This window comes from Phytohabitans sp. LZ39, assembly GCF_059359075.1.
In genome coordinates this window covers 47,811-62,968 of sequence record NZ_JCADBM010000026.1, presented here as the reverse complement: position 1 = coordinate 62,968, position 15,158 = coordinate 47,811, and the positions used below count along the sequence as shown (strand labels likewise).

At 70.6% G+C, this 15,158-nt stretch carries 16 protein-coding genes; 5 read left to right on the top strand and 11 right to left on the bottom strand.

Annotated elements, in window-relative coordinates:
* Position 1: 1 nt before the first annotated feature.
* The 6 genes from AC5L36_RS37300 to AC5L36_RS37275 all read right to left on the bottom strand — a co-directional run bounded on the left by AC5L36_RS37300 (position 2) and on the right by AC5L36_RS37275 (position 6,513).
* A complete protein-coding gene (locus AC5L36_RS37300) occupies positions 2 to 685 on the bottom strand; it encodes a cytidine deaminase (RefSeq protein WP_441222128.1) in 684 nt (227 codons plus the stop codon).
* Between the two features lie 9 nt (positions 686 to 694).
* Entirely contained in the window at positions 695 to 1,966 is a 1,272-nt protein-coding gene (locus tag AC5L36_RS37295) for an ABC transporter permease (RefSeq protein WP_441222126.1), read from the bottom strand.
* Between the two features lie 5 nt (positions 1,967 to 1,971).
* Complete coding sequence (locus tag AC5L36_RS37290; RefSeq protein WP_441222124.1) at positions 1,972 to 3,231, bottom strand: ABC transporter permease; 1,260 nt, start codon at positions 3,229 to 3,231, stop codon at positions 1,972 to 1,974.
* Positions 3,228 to 4,682, bottom strand: coding sequence for an ABC transporter ATP-binding protein (locus AC5L36_RS37285; RefSeq protein ID WP_441222262.1), 1,455 nt, complete (start codon positions 4,680 to 4,682; stop codon positions 3,228 to 3,230). The genes AC5L36_RS37290 and AC5L36_RS37285 overlap by 4 nt, the downstream gene beginning before the upstream one ends.
* 132 nt (positions 4,683 to 4,814) lie before the next feature.
* Positions 4,815 to 5,885: a BMP family lipoprotein gene (locus tag AC5L36_RS37280; protein WP_441222261.1), complete on the bottom strand. Its 1,071-nt coding sequence runs from the start codon at positions 5,883 to 5,885 to the stop codon at positions 4,815 to 4,817.
* Between the two features lie 283 nt (positions 5,886 to 6,168).
* A complete protein-coding gene (locus AC5L36_RS37275) occupies positions 6,169 to 6,513 on the bottom strand; it encodes a hypothetical protein (RefSeq protein ID WP_441222122.1) in 345 nt (114 codons plus the stop codon).
* Between the two features lie 59 nt (positions 6,514 to 6,572).
* Here AC5L36_RS37275 and AC5L36_RS37270 point away from each other — a divergent pair, with 59 nt between their 5' ends.
* The 3 genes from AC5L36_RS37270 to AC5L36_RS37260 are packed head-to-tail and all read left to right on the top strand — an operon-like array spanning position 6,573 to position 9,192.
* A complete protein-coding gene (locus AC5L36_RS37270) occupies positions 6,573 to 7,163 on the top strand; it encodes a TetR/AcrR family transcriptional regulator (RefSeq protein WP_441222120.1) in 591 nt (196 codons plus the stop codon).
* Between the two features lie 34 nt (positions 7,164 to 7,197).
* Positions 7,198 to 8,112: a MerR family transcriptional regulator gene (locus AC5L36_RS37265; RefSeq protein ID WP_441222118.1), complete on the top strand. Its 915-nt coding sequence runs from the start codon at positions 7,198 to 7,200 to the stop codon at positions 8,110 to 8,112.
* Between the two features lie 51 nt (positions 8,113 to 8,163).
* Entirely contained in the window at positions 8,164 to 9,192 is a 1,029-nt protein-coding gene (locus tag AC5L36_RS37260; RefSeq protein ID WP_441222117.1) for a LacI family DNA-binding transcriptional regulator, read from the top strand.
* Positions 9,193 to 9,341: 149 nt separating this feature from the next.
* Here the strand turns inward: AC5L36_RS37260 and AC5L36_RS37255 are convergent, their stop codons facing one another.
* Genes AC5L36_RS37255 through trpS form a run of 4 tightly spaced genes read right to left on the bottom strand, consistent with a single transcriptional unit; the run spans position 9,342 to position 12,314 of the window.
* Positions 9,342 to 9,773: a hypothetical protein gene (locus tag AC5L36_RS37255; protein ID WP_441222115.1), complete on the bottom strand. Its 432-nt coding sequence runs from the start codon at positions 9,771 to 9,773 to the stop codon at positions 9,342 to 9,344.
* A gap of 8 nt (positions 9,774 to 9,781) precedes the next feature.
* The gene (locus tag AC5L36_RS37250; RefSeq protein ID WP_441222113.1) at positions 9,782 to 10,705 is read right to left on the bottom strand and encodes a YihY/virulence factor BrkB family protein; all 924 of its coding nucleotides are present in this window, start codon (positions 10,703 to 10,705) and stop codon (positions 9,782 to 9,784) included.
* Positions 10,706 to 10,741: 36 nt separating this feature from the next.
* Positions 10,742 to 11,278, bottom strand: a complete 537-nt coding sequence (locus AC5L36_RS37245) for a 2'-5' RNA ligase family protein (RefSeq protein WP_441222111.1) — start codon at positions 11,276 to 11,278, stop codon at positions 10,742 to 10,744.
* 4 nt (positions 11,279 to 11,282) lie between these two features.
* The gene (gene trpS, locus AC5L36_RS37240; protein WP_441222109.1) at positions 11,283 to 12,314 is read right to left on the bottom strand and encodes a tryptophan--tRNA ligase; all 1,032 of its coding nucleotides are present in this window, start codon (positions 12,312 to 12,314) and stop codon (positions 11,283 to 11,285) included.
* A 126-nt stretch (positions 12,315 to 12,440) separates the two neighbouring features.
* On the opposite strand from trpS, the gene AC5L36_RS37235 reads away from it, so the two are divergent.
* Together AC5L36_RS37235 and AC5L36_RS37230 are read left to right on the top strand one after the other, a co-directional pair.
* Positions 12,441 to 12,944 (top strand): RNA polymerase sigma factor, encoded by a 504-nt coding sequence (locus AC5L36_RS37235; RefSeq protein ID WP_441222107.1) that lies wholly within the window; start codon positions 12,441 to 12,443, stop codon positions 12,942 to 12,944.
* On the top strand, positions 12,937 to 14,130 hold the full coding sequence (locus AC5L36_RS37230) for a WD40/YVTN/BNR-like repeat-containing protein (protein WP_441222105.1): 1,194 nt from the start codon (positions 12,937 to 12,939) through the stop codon (positions 14,128 to 14,130). The genes AC5L36_RS37235 and AC5L36_RS37230 overlap by 8 nt, the downstream gene beginning before the upstream one ends.
* 4 nt (positions 14,131 to 14,134) lie before the next feature.
* On the opposite strand, the gene AC5L36_RS37225 is transcribed toward AC5L36_RS37230, so the two are convergent.
* A complete protein-coding gene (locus AC5L36_RS37225; RefSeq protein WP_441222103.1) occupies positions 14,135 to 15,130 on the bottom strand; it encodes a hemolysin family protein in 996 nt (331 codons plus the stop codon).
* Positions 15,131 to 15,158 lie beyond the last annotated feature (28 nt).

Sequence of the window (15,158 nt, the reverse complement as noted above, 5' to 3'; positions counted from 1 at the left end):
CTCACTCTCCATTCGCCGGCGGGTCACCCTCGCCGACCCAGCGCATCTTGCCCTCTTCGTCGATCAGCACCACCCGAGGTGTACGCACCCGGCCCCACGCGATGGCGTCGTCGACGTTGCCCCAGGAGGGTGCCTCCTCCAGGATGCCGGTCTCCTTGCTGTCGGTGCCGGTGGAGCGGTCCCAGTAACCGGTCCAGACCCGCTGCCCGGCGGCCAGGTCGGGGTGCACGAAGACGGTGCCGCGCCCGCGCCACCGCAGCAGCCGGCTGGGTACCTTCGGCCCCTTCGACGCCTCGGCCGCGACGAGATCCTGCGGGCCGAACGCGTACGGCAGCAGCTCGTCGACCCGCAGCGGCCGGGGCACCGCCTCGACCAGGCACTCCGGGCCGCCGTGCTCGAACAGCAACTGCCGGCAGCGGCCGCACGGCATCAGCGGCTCGCCGTCACCGCCGACACACGAGACGGCGACGAGCCGGCCGCCGCCGGTCGCGTGCAGCGAGGACACCATGCCGCATTCGGCACAGAGCGTCACGCCGTACGACGCGTTCTCCACATTGCAGCCCACGACCACCCGCCCGTCGTCGACAAGCCCGGCCACCCCGACCGGGTAGTTCGAGTACGGCGCGTAGGCGTTGCGCATTGCTTCCACAGCCGCCACGCGCAGCTGCTCCCAGTCGATCTCCACGCGTCTTTCTTACCCCTTTATGTACGGCTTGCCATCAGCGGCAGGCGCGCGGACCCGGCCGACCAGGCCGGCGACAGCGAGGATCGTCGCCAGGTACGGCAGCATCGCGAGGAACTGGCTCGGGATCACGCTGTTGATCGCGCCGAGGTAGACGCCGAGCTGGTCGGCGAAGCCGAAGAAGAGCGCGGCCAGCAGCGCGCCCGTCGGGCTCCACCGGCCGAAGATCAGCGCGGCGAGCGCGATGAAGCCCTTGCCGCCGATCATGTTCTTGGTGAACGAGTAGAGCAGCAGCGTGTACGACGCGCCACCGATCCCGGCCACCACGCCGGCGAGCAGCACGTTGCGGTAGCGCAGCCCCAGCACCCGCACGCCGAGCGTGTCGGCCGCCGTCGGGTGCTCGCCCACCGACCGGGTGCGCAAACCCCAGCGGGTGCGGAACAGCCCGACGTGGATGACGAGCACGAGAACCAGCGCGAGGTACAGGAACATGTTGCTCTGGAAGAGCGCCGGCCCCAGCACCGGGATCTCCTTGAGCAGCGGGATGTCCCACTGGCCGAAGTGCGGCGGCTGGTTGTACTTGGCCTGGTCGGTCTGCATCAGCCGCTCGTAGAGGAAGCCGGTGAGGCCGAGCGCGAACAGGTTGAGCACGATGCCCATCACGACCTGGTCGACCAGGTAGCGGATCGTGAAGATCGCCAGCAGCAGCGAGATCAACGCGCCGCCGAGCGCCGCCGCGACGAGGCCGACCCAGGCGTTGGCCGCCATCGTGCCGACCAGCGCGCCGGCGAACGCGCCCATCAGCAGCTGGCCCTCGATCGCGACGTTGACCACACCGGAGCGCTCGCACAGCACGCCGGCGAGGGCGCCGAAGATCAGCGGTACGGCCAGCAGGAACGTGCCGCGCACGATGTTGACCAGCGGCATGAAGTTTTGCCCGGTGGGCGCGTCGCTGATCTGCCAGCACAGGAACGACAGGACCAGGCCGACGAGGCCGATGCCGAGCAGCCACGGAAACCACCGGTCGGCGAACATGGCGGCGCCCGCGGCGGCGGCGATCAGCCCGAAGAGGATCGCACCGACGATGCCGCCGATCGACAGCGCGGCGCCCTGAGCGTCGTCGCTCAGCGTGAACCGCACGGTCTGTGACGTGGCGAGCGAGCCGAACAGCACAGCGGCCAGCACACCGGCGGCGGCGAGGCCCGCGCCGACCTTTCGGGCGCGGGTCCAGAAGCCGGTCGCGACCGGTGCGACGACCGTGTCGTCGGCGGTGATCGTGGACACCGGGGTCACCAGCCCTTCGCCAAGCTCGTCGACAGGCGCGCGGCGCGGGCGGCCCGCAGCCGGAAGATCGCCTTCACCAGGGCCGGCGCGGCGATGAAGATGACGATCAGCGCCTGGAGCACGGTCACCAACTCCAGCGAGATGCTCGACACCGACTGCATCGTGTTGCCACCCGCGCGCAGCGCCCCGAAGAGCAGCGCGGCGAGCGCGACACCCCAGGGTTTGACCCGCCCGAGCAGCGCGACGAGGATGCCGTCGAAGCCGATCTGGGCCACCACCAGCGGGGTGAGCGCGTCGGCCGTGGAGCCGATGACCATGTTGGCCCCGCCGAGGCCGGCCAGTGCGCCGGAGATGACCATGACCGCGACATACGTGGCGGTCACGCTGATGCCGGCGGTCCGGGACGCGTCCGGGTTGTTGCCCACCGCCCGCAGCTCGAAGCCGAGCGTCGATCGGTCGAGCAGCCAGGCAACCGCCCAGACGGCCGCGACCGCGAGGACGATGCCGAGATGCACCCGCAGGTCGTCGCCGAGCAGCCGGGGCAGCTGGGCGGAGGAGTCGACCGGCTTGCTGATCGCGTCGGTGCGGCCCGGGTTCTGGACGCCCTTCTGGACGATGATCCAGGTCAGGAAGTAGATCGCGACGTAGTTGAGCATGATCGTGTTGATCACCTCGTGGGCGCCGGTGCGCGCCTTGAGGAAGCCCGGGATGAACCCCCACACCGCGCCGCCCAGCGCGCCCGCCAGCAGCGCCACGATCAGGTGGAGGACCGGCGGCAGCGGGATCAGGAAGCCGACCAGCGCCGCCATGATCACGCCGATGATCGCCTGGCCCTGCGCGCCGATGTTGAAGAGGCCGCCGCGGAAGGCCAGGGCCACCGACAGGCCGGTGAAGACCAGCGGCGTCGTGTACGTCAGCGTCTCCGAGATCGGCCGGAAGACCGGCACCCAGCCGCCGTCGCCGCTGATCCAGGCACTCACCGCGGACGGGTCGACGATCGAGCCCTTGAAGAGGTTGGCGTACGCCTCGCTGACGACTGTCCAGCTCGCCTCCAGCGCGTCCTGCGGCCGGGCGGTGAAGTAGCTGTACGTCTCCAGCACGTCGGGGTCGGAGATAATGATCAGGATGCCGCCGATGACGAGCGCGAGCACGACCGCCAGGATCGTGACGGTGACCGTGTTGGCGGCCCACAGGCCATGCAGAAACGCCTGGCCGAAGGACTCCCGCTCGTGCTGCTCCGGGGCCTTCTCCTCGGTGAGGCTCATCCTTCCTCCTGGACGACGCCGGCCATCAGGAGGCCGATCTCCTCGCGCGGGGTGTCGGGCGGGACGATAGCGAGGATCCGTCCCCGGTACATCACCGCGATCCGGTCGGCGAGGCCGATCACCTCGTCGAGCTCGCTCGACACCAGCAGCACGGCGGTGTCGATGTCGCGCTCGTGCACGATCCGGCTGTGGATGAACTCGATCGAGCCGACGTCGACGCCGCGGGTGGGCTGCGCGGCGATGAAGAGCTTGAGCGGGCGGGACATCTCCCGCGCCACGATGACCTTCTGCTGGTTACCGCCGGAGAGCGTGCCGACGGCCGATTCGTGAGACGACGTCCGCACGTCGAACTGGGCGATCCGCTCCCGGGCCGACTCCGCGATCGCGTCCGGCCGGAGCACTCCGCGCGAGCCGAAGGGCGGCCGGTCGTAGATGTCCAGCACGAGGTTTTCCGCGACCGTGAACTCTTTGACCAGCCCATCGACGCTGCGGTCCTCGGGCACGTACCCGACGCCGGCGCGGAGCACCTTCTTGGCCGACCAGCCCTCGATCCGCTGCCCGTCGAGCGTGACGGTGCCGGCCAGCACCGGGCGCAGGCCCATGATCGCCTCGACCAGCTCGGTCTGGCCGTTGCCCTGCACGCCGGCGACGCCGAGCACCTCGCCCGCGCGCACCTCGAGGTCGACGCCGGCGACCGCCTGGTGGCCACGCTCGTCGTTGACGACCAGGCCCGCGACCTGGAGGACCGGCGCGCCAGGCTCCTTGGCCTCCTTGGTCACGGTGAGGCTCACGCTGCGCCCCACCATCAGTGCCGCAAGCTCGTCGCGGCTCGCGTCGGGCGTGGCCGTGCCGACGGTACGACCGCGGCGGATCACCGTGATGCGGTCGGCGATGGCCTTGACCTCGCCGAGCTTGTGGGTGATGAAGACGATCGACTTGCCGGCGTCCTTGAGCGACCGCATCACGGCGATCAGCTCGTCGGTCTCCTGCGGGGTGAGCACGGCGGTCGGCTCGTCGAGGATGAGCAGGTCGACCTCGCGGGTGAGCGCCTTGACGATCTCGACCCGCTGCTGGATGCCGACCGGCAGGTCCTCGACCACCGCGTCCGGGTCGACCCGCAGGCCGTACCGCGTGGAGACCTCCTCCACCTCGCGGCGCGCGCGGCGGCGGTCGAGGAAGCCGACGATCCCGCCGCGCACGTTTTCCGCGCCGAGCATCACGTTTTCCGCGACGGTGAAGACCGGCACCAGCATGAAGTGCTGGTGGACCATGCCGATGCCGGCGTTGATCGCGTCCCGGGGGCTGCGGATCTGCACCGGCTTGTCATCGACCAGGATCTCGCCCTCGTCCGGCTGGAGCAGGCCGTAGAGGACGTTCATGAGCGTCGACTTGCCGGCGCCGTTTTCGCCCAGCAGGGCGTGGATCTCTCCTGGCTCCACCGTCAGGTCGATGTGGTCGTTGGCGACCAGCTCACCGAACCGCTTGGTGATGCCGCGCAGCTCGAGTTTCAGCGGAACCTCCCGGTCCGGGTGGTGACAAGGGCGCCCCCCATTGTGGGGGACGCCCTGATCACGAAGGCACGACTACTTGGGCTGAGCCGCCGAGGTGACCTTGACGGCGCCCGAGATGATGTCCTGCTTGAGCTTGTCGATCTCGGCCTTCAGCTCGGCCGGGACCTTGCTGTCGAACTCGTGGTACGGCGCGAGCGAGACGCCGTTGTTGGCCAGCGTGCCGAGGAAGCCCGGCGAGCTGGGCAGTGACTCGCCCTTGGCGCCCTTGGAGACGGCCTCCTTCACGGCGTCGGGGATGTTCTTGACGACCGTGGTGAGGAACGTCGAGCAGTATTGCTGGGCGCTCTCACACCCGTCGACGTCGACCCAGATCACGCTGAACTTGCCGTTGGACGCCTGCGCGGCCGCCGCGGTGCCGAGGCCGGCGCCACCGGCCACCGGCATGACGATGTCGGCACCCTGTGCGACGAGCGTGTCGCTCACCTTCTTGCCCTCGTCCTGCTTCACGAAGTCGTTGGTGAAGGAGCCCTTCTGCGTCTGCTTGTTCCAGCCGAGGACCTGGACGTTCTTGCCCTTGGCCTGGTTGTAGTGCGCGACGCCGTCGGCGAACCCGTCCATGAAGATGGTCACCGGCGGGATCGGCAGGCCGCCGTAGGTGCCGACCTTGCCCGCCTTCGAGTAGCCCGCGGCGAGGTAGCCGGCGAGGAACGCGGCCTGCGCGGTGTCGAACTGCATCGGGTACACGTTGGACACACCCGGGTTGGAGTCGACGATGCCGAACTGCTGGCTCGTGTTGGCCGACGCCACCTTCTTCGTGGCGTCGGTCATGAGGCCACCGACGGCCAGGATGAAGTTGCACTTTTGCGTCACGAAGCCGGTCAGGTTGGGCTCGTAGTCCGCCTCGGCGCTGGACTGGACGCTCTTCGGCTCGATGTTGCTATTTTCGCTGACGGCAGCCTGGATGCCCTTCCAGGCGGAGGTGTTGAACGAACGGTCGTCGATGCCGCCGACGTCGGTCACCATGCAGGCGGTGTACTTCTGAGCGGCTGGGCTCGACCCATTGCCACTCTCCTCGGGCGCGTCTCCACACGCGGCGGCGCTCAGCGCGAGCCCGCCCACCGCGAACAACGAGACGACCCGCATCCCACGCGCAGAGCGCAAGACGGTCTCCTTCCCCAAAGCACACCGCAAAGATTGCGGTGCTTCCACGGTCGGGAGCGTACGCTTCCGTACGCCCGACGGCTGAGATTCGTGCACTGTTGTTGAACCCCTGTTACCCGCCTGTGACCGGCAGGTTCAGAGATCACCAAACCGAACGCGAGCCGTGTTCCGGGTAGTAGAACAGGCTCCTGGGCCATCGGTAATACCCGGAGTGTCCAAAGCGAACCCGCTGACGCTCCCGCCCAGTCGTACTTTCCTCCAAGCGTCAGCGCCAGAAGACGGCGACCGCGGCGTTGACCAGCGTAAGCCCGCCGATCGCCAGGAAGTGGCCCTTGTTGACCACGTCGCGCTTGCGGGAGAAGAACACCATCACGAAGATCATCAGTGCGATGACCAGCTTGACGGCGAGCTTGGCCGGGGCCGGTTCGTCGTCCTCGTCGCGCAGCGGCGCGGCGAGCGCGATGCCGGTGACGAGCTGGGTGATCGAGCCCCAGAGCATCGGCGGGTTGATCCGGGTCGGCCCCGAGACGTACTGGACCACCACCCCGCCGAGCAGCAGCGCGAAGCCGATCAGGTGGGCGTACAGCAGGATGAGTCGCAGAGCCTCCACGGCCGGTGACAATACCGCCTCGCTTACGGAATGAGCATTCGTTTTATATAATTGCCGCCATGCCCCGAGTCTCGGACGAACACCTGGCCGCGCGGCGGCAGCAGATCCTCGACGCCGCATACACCTGCTTCAGCCGCAACGGCTTCCACAGCACGTCGATGCAGGACGTGATCGCCGAGGCAAACCTCTCGGTCGGCGCCGTCTACCGCTACTTCAAGAGCAAGACCGATCTGGTCACCGCGATCGCCGAGGCCGCACTGGAGGGCGCCGAGGACGTGTTCGGTGAGCTCACGGCGCACGAGCCGCCGCTGCCGCTGGCCGAGGCGATGGACCGCGCGCTCGGCTTCGCCGACTCGCAGACCGGCCCGCGCGGCGCGCTGCGGATCGCCATCCAGGTCTGGGCCGAGTCGCTGCGCGACCCGGCGCTGGCGGCGTTCGTCGCGGAGAAGTACGGCCGCTTCCGCGCGCTCTTCGCCGGGCTGGCCCGCCGCGCGCAGGAAAACGGCGAACTGCCCGCCGACGCCGACCCGGACGCGATCGGTGCGGCGCTGTTCGGCATGGTCCCCGGCTTCGCGCTCCAGCGCATCCTCGCCAACGGCCCGGATCGCAAGACGTACGCCGAGGCGATCCGGGTCCTGTTAAAGGGTTGAATCTCCAGTGGCTGGAGGTTTCACGATCGGTCTCATGCACATCGGAGAGCTCGCTCGACGCACCGGCCTGTCGGTGAAGACGATCCGGTACTACTCCGACCTCGGGCTCGTGCCCGAGGTCGCGCGGACCCGGACCGGACACCGGCGGTACGACGCGGAGAGCGCCCTGCGCCTCGACTTCGTGCGCACGCTGCGCGAGCTCGGCCTCGACCTGGCCACCATCCGGCGGCTGCTCGACCAGGAGGCCGACCTGCGCAGCGTGGCTTTGCGCCACGCGGAGGCCCTCGGAGCGCAGATCCGGGTGCTGCGCGTGCAGCGAGCGGTGCTGCGCGCGCTGGCCAAGCATGAGCCCACGCCACAGGAGGTGGACCGGATGAACCGCATCGCACGCGCCACGGCCGAGGAGCGCCGCCGCATCATCGCCGAGTTCTTCGACAGCGTCTTCGAGGGCATACCCGTCGATCCCGAGTTCGAGGGCCGGATGCGCTCGGTGGCGCCCGAGCTGCCCGACGAGCCCACCGACGAGCAGGTCGACGCCTGGCTGGATCTGCACGAGCTGGTCAGCGACCCGGACTTCCGGGCACTGCTGCGCCGGATGAGCGAGGGCTCGTTCGGCGGCGACGCGCCGGCGACCCCGGCGGTCGGCCAGCAGACCGCAGACCTGGTCGCGGAGAAGGCCGGCGCGGCCGTCTCGGCCGGCGTCGACCCGGCCTCCGCGGCCGCGGCCCCGATCGTCGACGACCTGATCGCGGCGATGGCCGCCACGTCGGGGCGGACCGACATGCCGGGGTACCGGCGGGAGGTGCTCGCCGCGCTGGAGACCTCGACCGACCCCCGGCCGGAGCGGTACTGGCAGCTCATGGCGATCATCAACGGCTGGCCGCCGATCCCGGCGCAGACCCCGCTTTACGCGTGGCTGCGGGATGCCCTGCGCGCCACCACGGGATAGCAACCTCTTGCGCGCGACGTAAGAAGTTGCTGGTGCGCTAGCGTATTCGCCATGGCGGCACGACTGCTCGACATCGCCCAGCAGGCCGGGGTCAGCGAGGCCACCGTGTCCCGCGTCCTCAACGACCGGCCTGGCGTGTCGACCGAAACCCGCCAGGCGGTGCTGACCGCGCTGGACGTCCTCGGTTACGAGCGTCCAGCGCGGTTGCGCAAGCGCAGCGCCGGCCTGGTGGGCCTCGTCGTGCCCGAGCTCGACAACCCGATCTTCCCGGCGTTCGCCCAGATCATCGAGTCCAACCTGGCGCAGGGCGGCTACACGCCGGTGCTGTGCACGCAGACGCCGGGCGGCGTGACCGAGGACGAGTACGTGGAGATGCTGCTCGACCGCCAGGTCTCCGGCATCGTGTTCGTCTCCGGCCTGCACGCCGACACCACCGCCGACCACGAGCGCTACCACAAGCTGCTCGACCGGCCGCTGCCGATCGTGCTGGTCAACGGGTACGTCGCCGGCATCGACGCGCCGTTCGTCTCGTGCGACGACACCGCGGCCGGCGAGCTCGGCGTGGCACACCTCGTCGCGCTGGGCCACCGGCGCATCGGGCTGATCTCCGGTCCCAGCAGGTTCATGCCGGTGCAACGCAAGATCGCCGGGTACCGGGCGGCGATGAAGAAGCTCGTCGGGCTCACCGACCCGGCGGTCGACGAGCTGATCTCGCTGTCCCTCTTCGGCGTCGAGGGTGGACAGGCGGCCGCCGGCCGGCTCTTCGATCGCGGCGTCACCGGCATCGTGTGCGGCTCCGACCTGATGGCGCTCGGCGCGATCCGGGCCGCCCGCCAGCGTGGACTGTCCATCCCGGACGACGTGTCGGTGGTGGGATACGACGACTCGCCCCTGATCGCGTTCACCGACCCGCCGCTGACGACCGTGCGGCAGCCGGTGACCGCCATGGCGGTCGCGGCCGTGCGCGCCCTGATCGACGAGATCAACGGCCACGCCACCCACCGCTCCGAGTACGTCTTCCGCCCCGAGCTGGTGGTCCGCGCCTCGACGGGCGCCGCGCCCGTGCCGGTGCCCGCTTGAAGCCGTGGACCGACCCACCTTTGACGGCAGGCCGGTCCACTTACGGGAGGAAAGCGACTCCCGGCGGCCCGTGGTGGCCCTGGGAGCCACCCATTTCCACAGTCGCCCGTCGGCGCGGAGCGCAACGAACGACCGGGCTCCTCCCTGTCCTACCCCGCCAGGCGCGAAGCTATGCGTGACATTCCGGCGCGTACTTCTTCCGGCGGCGGGGGCGGGGAGGCCTCGACCATCTGGTCTTCGCCGGCCGCGTCGCCGCCGGCCAGGCCAAACTCGTCGTAGTCGCCGAAGTCGGCGGCGTCGTCGGCCGTGGCACGGTCGTCTTCGGCCGCCATCCGGGCCGCCGCGATCTCGCCCTGGATCTCCTCGACGCTCACGTGCGGCAGCAGCGGCTCCACGACCGCCATCAGGTCTTCGTCGGCCACCACCGACTCGGCCAGCGCGAGCGCGTGCGGCCGCTCGTAGGGGCCGCAGACCACGGGCTCCCACTCTTCGTCGTCGCCGAGCGGGCCGAACGTCACGATCCACGGCAGATCACGTGCCGGCGAGTCCTCGGCCAGCTCCAGCGTCACCAGTGCCCCCATTCAAGTCATCATGAGCTGTCTGGGCGCCGTGGATCCTCGTTTTCGGACAAATCGGCGTCGGGCGGCGTCTCCGCCGCCAGGTCGGTCACCTCCCCGTGCGTGCTGGTCGCGGCCAGCGCGGCGCCGAAGAGCAGGAGCTGGTTGAGCAGATATAAGTAGAGCAGCAGGCCGACCGCGCCGGTCACCACGGTGTACGCCGGATTGCGGTCGATCCGGATCACCCATTCCCGGCCCAGAGTGTTGAGCAGCGTGATGCCGGCCGCGACCACCAGCACGGACGGCAGCAGGCGGCGGATCGGCATGCGGAGGCGAGGCACCACCACCAGCAGGGCGGTCGCCAAGACCAGGTTGAACGCCACGGTCAGCACCCACCGGACGACGGTGAGCGCGATGGAGTCGTCCCGGCTGAGCAGCCAGCCCACCAGCGCCTCGGCCGTGTCCGCGGCGGCCACCGAGAGCGCGAGCAGGAAGAAGACCACGAGAAGCACGGCCATGTCGATGATCCGGCGCACCACGAGGTTGCCGGGCTGCTGCGGCACCTCGTACAGGGCCCGCTGCGAGGAGCGGATCGCCTCCACCCAGCCGATTCCGGTGACCGTCAGGGTCAGCAGGCCGACGACGCCGACCGTGCCGCTGCTCTCCTGGATCTGCTGGAGCTGAAGGAACGGCAGGTTCTGGCTGAGGAAGTCGTCGACCGCCTGCCGCAGCGCCTCGTTCCGGTTGAGCACGAAGCCGAATGCCCAGTACGCGACGAGGCCCAGCGCGAAGACCGCGAAGAACCCGTAGTAGGCGATCGCCGCCGCCAAGCGGCCCCCCAGCACCGCGCCGTAGCGGTCGAGCGCTCGAAAGAGATGGTCGAACGCGCGGGACCGGCGACGGGCGGCGTCGAGCCGCCCGTTGATGCCCGCTTCCACCCGGGCGACGATGTTCACGCCGACATCTTGACGGATGCGCGCTCATCGCGCGCGTCAGCTCCCGAGACGAAAATCCCGGCGTGGCTGCCAGCGCGCCTCACCCGTGTGGGAGAAGAGGGTGAATGCGTCCACTTGAAACAGTGCGGAGAAGCCGGCGAGGTCCTCGTAGACCGCGTCGAGCGCCTCGGGCGACACGTCCTGCGCGACCGTCACGTGCGGGTGATACGGGAAGCGGAGCTCACGGTGGATGTCACCGGTCTTGCCGATCGCGGCGGCGAGCAGCTCGCACTCGCTGATCCCGGCCGCGACGACGACGAAGACCACCTCGGTCAGCGGCCGGAACGTGCCGGTGCCGCGCAGGTGCAGCGAAAACGGCGGATGCGCGGCCGCCACCGCGGCCAGGTGGTCCTCGATCGCGGGCAGCCGGTCGGGCTCGATCTCGGTCGGCCCGAGCAGGGTGAGGTGCGCGGGCACGTACGCGGCCTGCGGGTCACCCGCCTCGGCGCGGCGGCGGGTGAGGATGCCACCCCACGGCTCGGGAATGTCGATGGCCACCCCGATCCGGGTGACCCGATCATCGGCGGCGGCCACCCGGCTACGCGCCCCGGCCCGGCGACAAGAAACCCACCCGGTCGTACGCCCCGCGGAGGGTCTCGGCGGCGACCGCGCGGGCCTTCTCCGCGCCGATCGCGAGCAGCTTGTCGAGCTGGGCGGGGTCGTCGAGGTAGGCCCGGGTGCGCTCCTGCATCGGCTTGACGAACTCGACCACCACCTCGGCGAGGTCCTTCTTGAGGTCGCCGTACCCCTTGCCGTCGTACGCCGCGACGAGGTCGTCGATGGTGCGGCCGGTGAGCGCCGAGTAGATCGTCAGCAGGTTGGAGACGCCGGGCTTGGCCGCCTGGTCAAAGACGATCTCGCGACCGGTGTCGGTGACCGCCGAGCGGATCTTCTTCGCCGAGCGGGCCGGGTCGTCGAGCAGCTCGATGATGCCGGCCGGCGACGACGCCGACTTGGACATCTTGGCGGTCGGCTCCTGTAGGTCGGTGATCTTCGCGGTGTCGCGCACGATGTACGGCGCCGGCACCGTGAACGTCTTCCCGAAGAGCGTGTTGAAGCGCTGTGCCAGGTCGCGGGTCAGCTCCAGGTGCTGACGCTGGTCTTCGCCCACCGGCACCGCGTCGGCCTGGTAGAGCAGGATGTCGGCGGCCTGGAGGATCGGGTAGGTGAACAGGCCGACACTGGACCGGTCGGCGCCCTGCTTGGCCGACTTGTCCTTGAACTGGGTCATCCGGCTCGCCTCGCCGAACCCGGTGATGCAGCTCAGCACCCAGCTCAGCTGCGGGTGCTCCGGCACGTGCGACTGCACGAAGAGCGTGCACCGCTCCGGGTCGAGGCCGGCCGCGAGCAGCTGGGCCGCCGACAGCCGGGTGCGCTGGCGGAGCTGGGCGGGGTCGTGGCCCATCGTGATCGCGTGCAGGTCGACGACGCAGTAGAAGGTGTCGTGGGTCTCCTGCATCGCGACCCAGTTACGCACCGCGCCAAGATAGTTACCCAGATGGAACGAGTCGGCGGTCGGCTGGATGCCGGAAAGCACCCGGGGGCGGGGGGTTGCGTCAGACACCGACATGCCGGCCATTCTGACAGGAGTGGCCGGAACCGCGGACGCCGGCCATGGCTCATACGGGCAGAGATCGTAGACAAAGGCGGGTGGTCGGTGCCGGGACGGGACGCGCGGGCTGCGGCGGAGCAGGCGATGGGTGAGCTGTACCACGCCTGTTACCGGCGCTTGGTCGCGCAGGTCTACGCGTTCACCACCGATCTGACGGAGGCGCAGGACGTGGTGCAGGAGGCATTCGCGCGGGCACTGGCCCGGCCGCACGCACTGGCCGACGTGGACAACCCGGAGGCCTGGTTGCGCACGGTGGCGGTCAACGTGGTCCGCCGGCGGTGGCGGCGCCGCAAGCTGCTCGACACGATCCTGCTCCGCGACCGCCCGGTGGCCCGCATGGTGGAGCCGGCGCCCGGTCCGGAGCGAGCCGACCTGCGGGACGCGCTGGCCGGCATCCCCACCCCATACCGCGAGGTGATCGTCCTGCACTACTTCGCCGACCTGCCGGTCGAGGAGGTGGCGGCGGTGCTGGAGGTGCCTGTGGGCACGGTCAAGTCCCGCCTGTCCCGCGGCCGCGCCGCCCTCGCCGAGCGGCTCGGCGACTACCGCGACCTCGGCACCACCTCGACGGAGGTGGCCCGTGCCTGACCTGGAGACAAGGCTCGCCCGCGAGCGCGACGGCCTGCTCGACGCGATCGAGCAGCCGCCGCTGGAGCGAGTCGGCGCGCGGGCGACCGCCATCCGCCACCGCCGCCGGGCGCGGCGGGTCGGCGCGGTGCTGGCGGTCGTGGCGGTGGCCGGCTTCGCGGCGCTGCGGCCGTGGAGCACCGACCAGAAGCCGCCACCGGTGGCCGACCCAAGCCCTTCGCCGGGCGTCGTCTACACCGACGCCGGCATCACGATCAACGGCCTGACCGGCGACCCCATCCTCGACCTGCGCGGCCAGGTCACCGACGTCGACTTCACCGACCCCGACCACGGGTACGCCCTGGTGCGGTGCGAAGACGGCAGTACGCCCTGCGCACCGAGCCTCGCCCGCACCGTCGACGGCGGCCTCACCTGGGCCAGGGCCACCCTGCCGCCGACGGCGGACGCCGACCTCGACCTGACCGCGTTCCCGGACGGGCGGCTCGTCGTCGCCGGATACGTCTCCACCAACGGCGGGGAGACCTGGCTGGCCACCACCCGGCCCAACGGCGCGGCCACCGCGGTCGGCGCGGGCCAGCTCCTCCGCCTGGGCGGCGACACCGTCGAGGTCTGGAGCTCCATGTTCGGATACCGCGGCGAGCTGGTGAAGCAGCCGGAGGGCATGGCCGTGAAGTGGGTCGCGGGCGCACCCACGGCGACCGGTGCGTGGTGGGTCGGCGGCACGCGAAACGGCGCGCCGGCGGTGGCCGTGACCCGCGACGGCGGGCGGAAGTGGACCGTCCACCCGCTCGGCGCGACCGGTTCGACGGCGCAGGTGGCGGTGCTCGGCGAGCGGGTGTACGTCACGGTGCTCGGCGCCGAGCGGGAGATCTCCGCGATTTACCTGTCGACCGACTCCGGCCAGCGGTTCACGCCCACCACGGCCGGCCGGGTCGCACCGCCGGACAAGCTGGCCGGCGAGGTGGTGCCGCTGCTCGACGGGCGGCTGCTGGCCACCGGCGCCGACCGGCGGTGGTACCTCAGCGACGACGACGGACGCACGTTCACCCAGGCCGACGGCAACCTCCCGGCGGTCGGGCGGATCGTCCGCATACCCGCCGGCTACGTGGCGTTCGACCTCTTCGGTTCCGGCTGGACGGCCTTCTCGGTCGACGGTTCGACCTGGCGCAAGCTCCAGGTGTACTGAGCCGCTACGCGTTTTCCTTGATCGTCACCTCGACTGGGGCGCGGGTGGTCGGGACGGGCGCCGCGGGCGGCGACTGCGCGGCGATGCCCACCCGGGCCACCCGGCGGCCGTCGAGCTCCAGCACGCGCAGGCGCCAGGCGGCCGGCTCTCCGCCGTCGTCTTCCGGCACCACGGCCGTCACCTCGTCGCCGACCACCGGGAGCCGGCCCAGCCGCGCCATCACGAAGCCGCCGACCGTCTCGTAGGGCCCGGTCGGGAGCGGGAAGCCGGCCCGCTCGGCGAAGTCGGCGAGGTTGAGCCGGCCGTCCACCTCCGCACCGGCGGGGGCCGGGTCGGGTGCCGCGTCGTACTCGTCGTGGATCTCGCCGACCAGCTCCTCGATGAGGTCTTCGAGGGTGACGATGCCGGCCGTGCCGCCGTACTCGTCGACGACCACCGCCAGGTGGTGCCGCTCGCGGCGCATCTCGGAGAGCGCGGCGAGCACCCGCTTGCTCCCGGGCAGCCGCTTGACCTCGCGGGTCAGCTCGCGGATCGTCGCGCGGCCGTCGCCCGGCGGCCGGATCAGCAGGTCGCGCAGGTGCACGAAGCCCACGACGTCGTCGTGTGTGCCGTCGATTACGGGGTATCGGGTGTGTGTCTCCGCCCGTACCATCTGGGCCGCCTCGGCGAGCGTGAGCCCAGCGTCGAGAAAGGTCACGTCGGTGCGCGGCATCATCACCTCGCGGACAAGGCTGGCGCCGGCGGTGAGCACCTCGTCGATGATCCGGCGCTCCACCGGATCGAGCAGCGTGTTGGCCGCGATCAGGTCACGCAGCTCGGCCTCGCTGATCCGCTCGCGTCCCGCGGTGCGGTCGGCGCCGAGCAGCCCGGCGACCACGTCGGCCAGCCGGATCACGATCCGGGCGGCGGCGCGCCTGACCGGACCGGGCTCTCGTCGGGAACGCCCCGACGCCGTGGTATGCCGTCGGGGCACGGCGTTACCGCCGCCCGTGTCCTGCATGGGGAAATGCCGTGTCTCGCATAGGGAA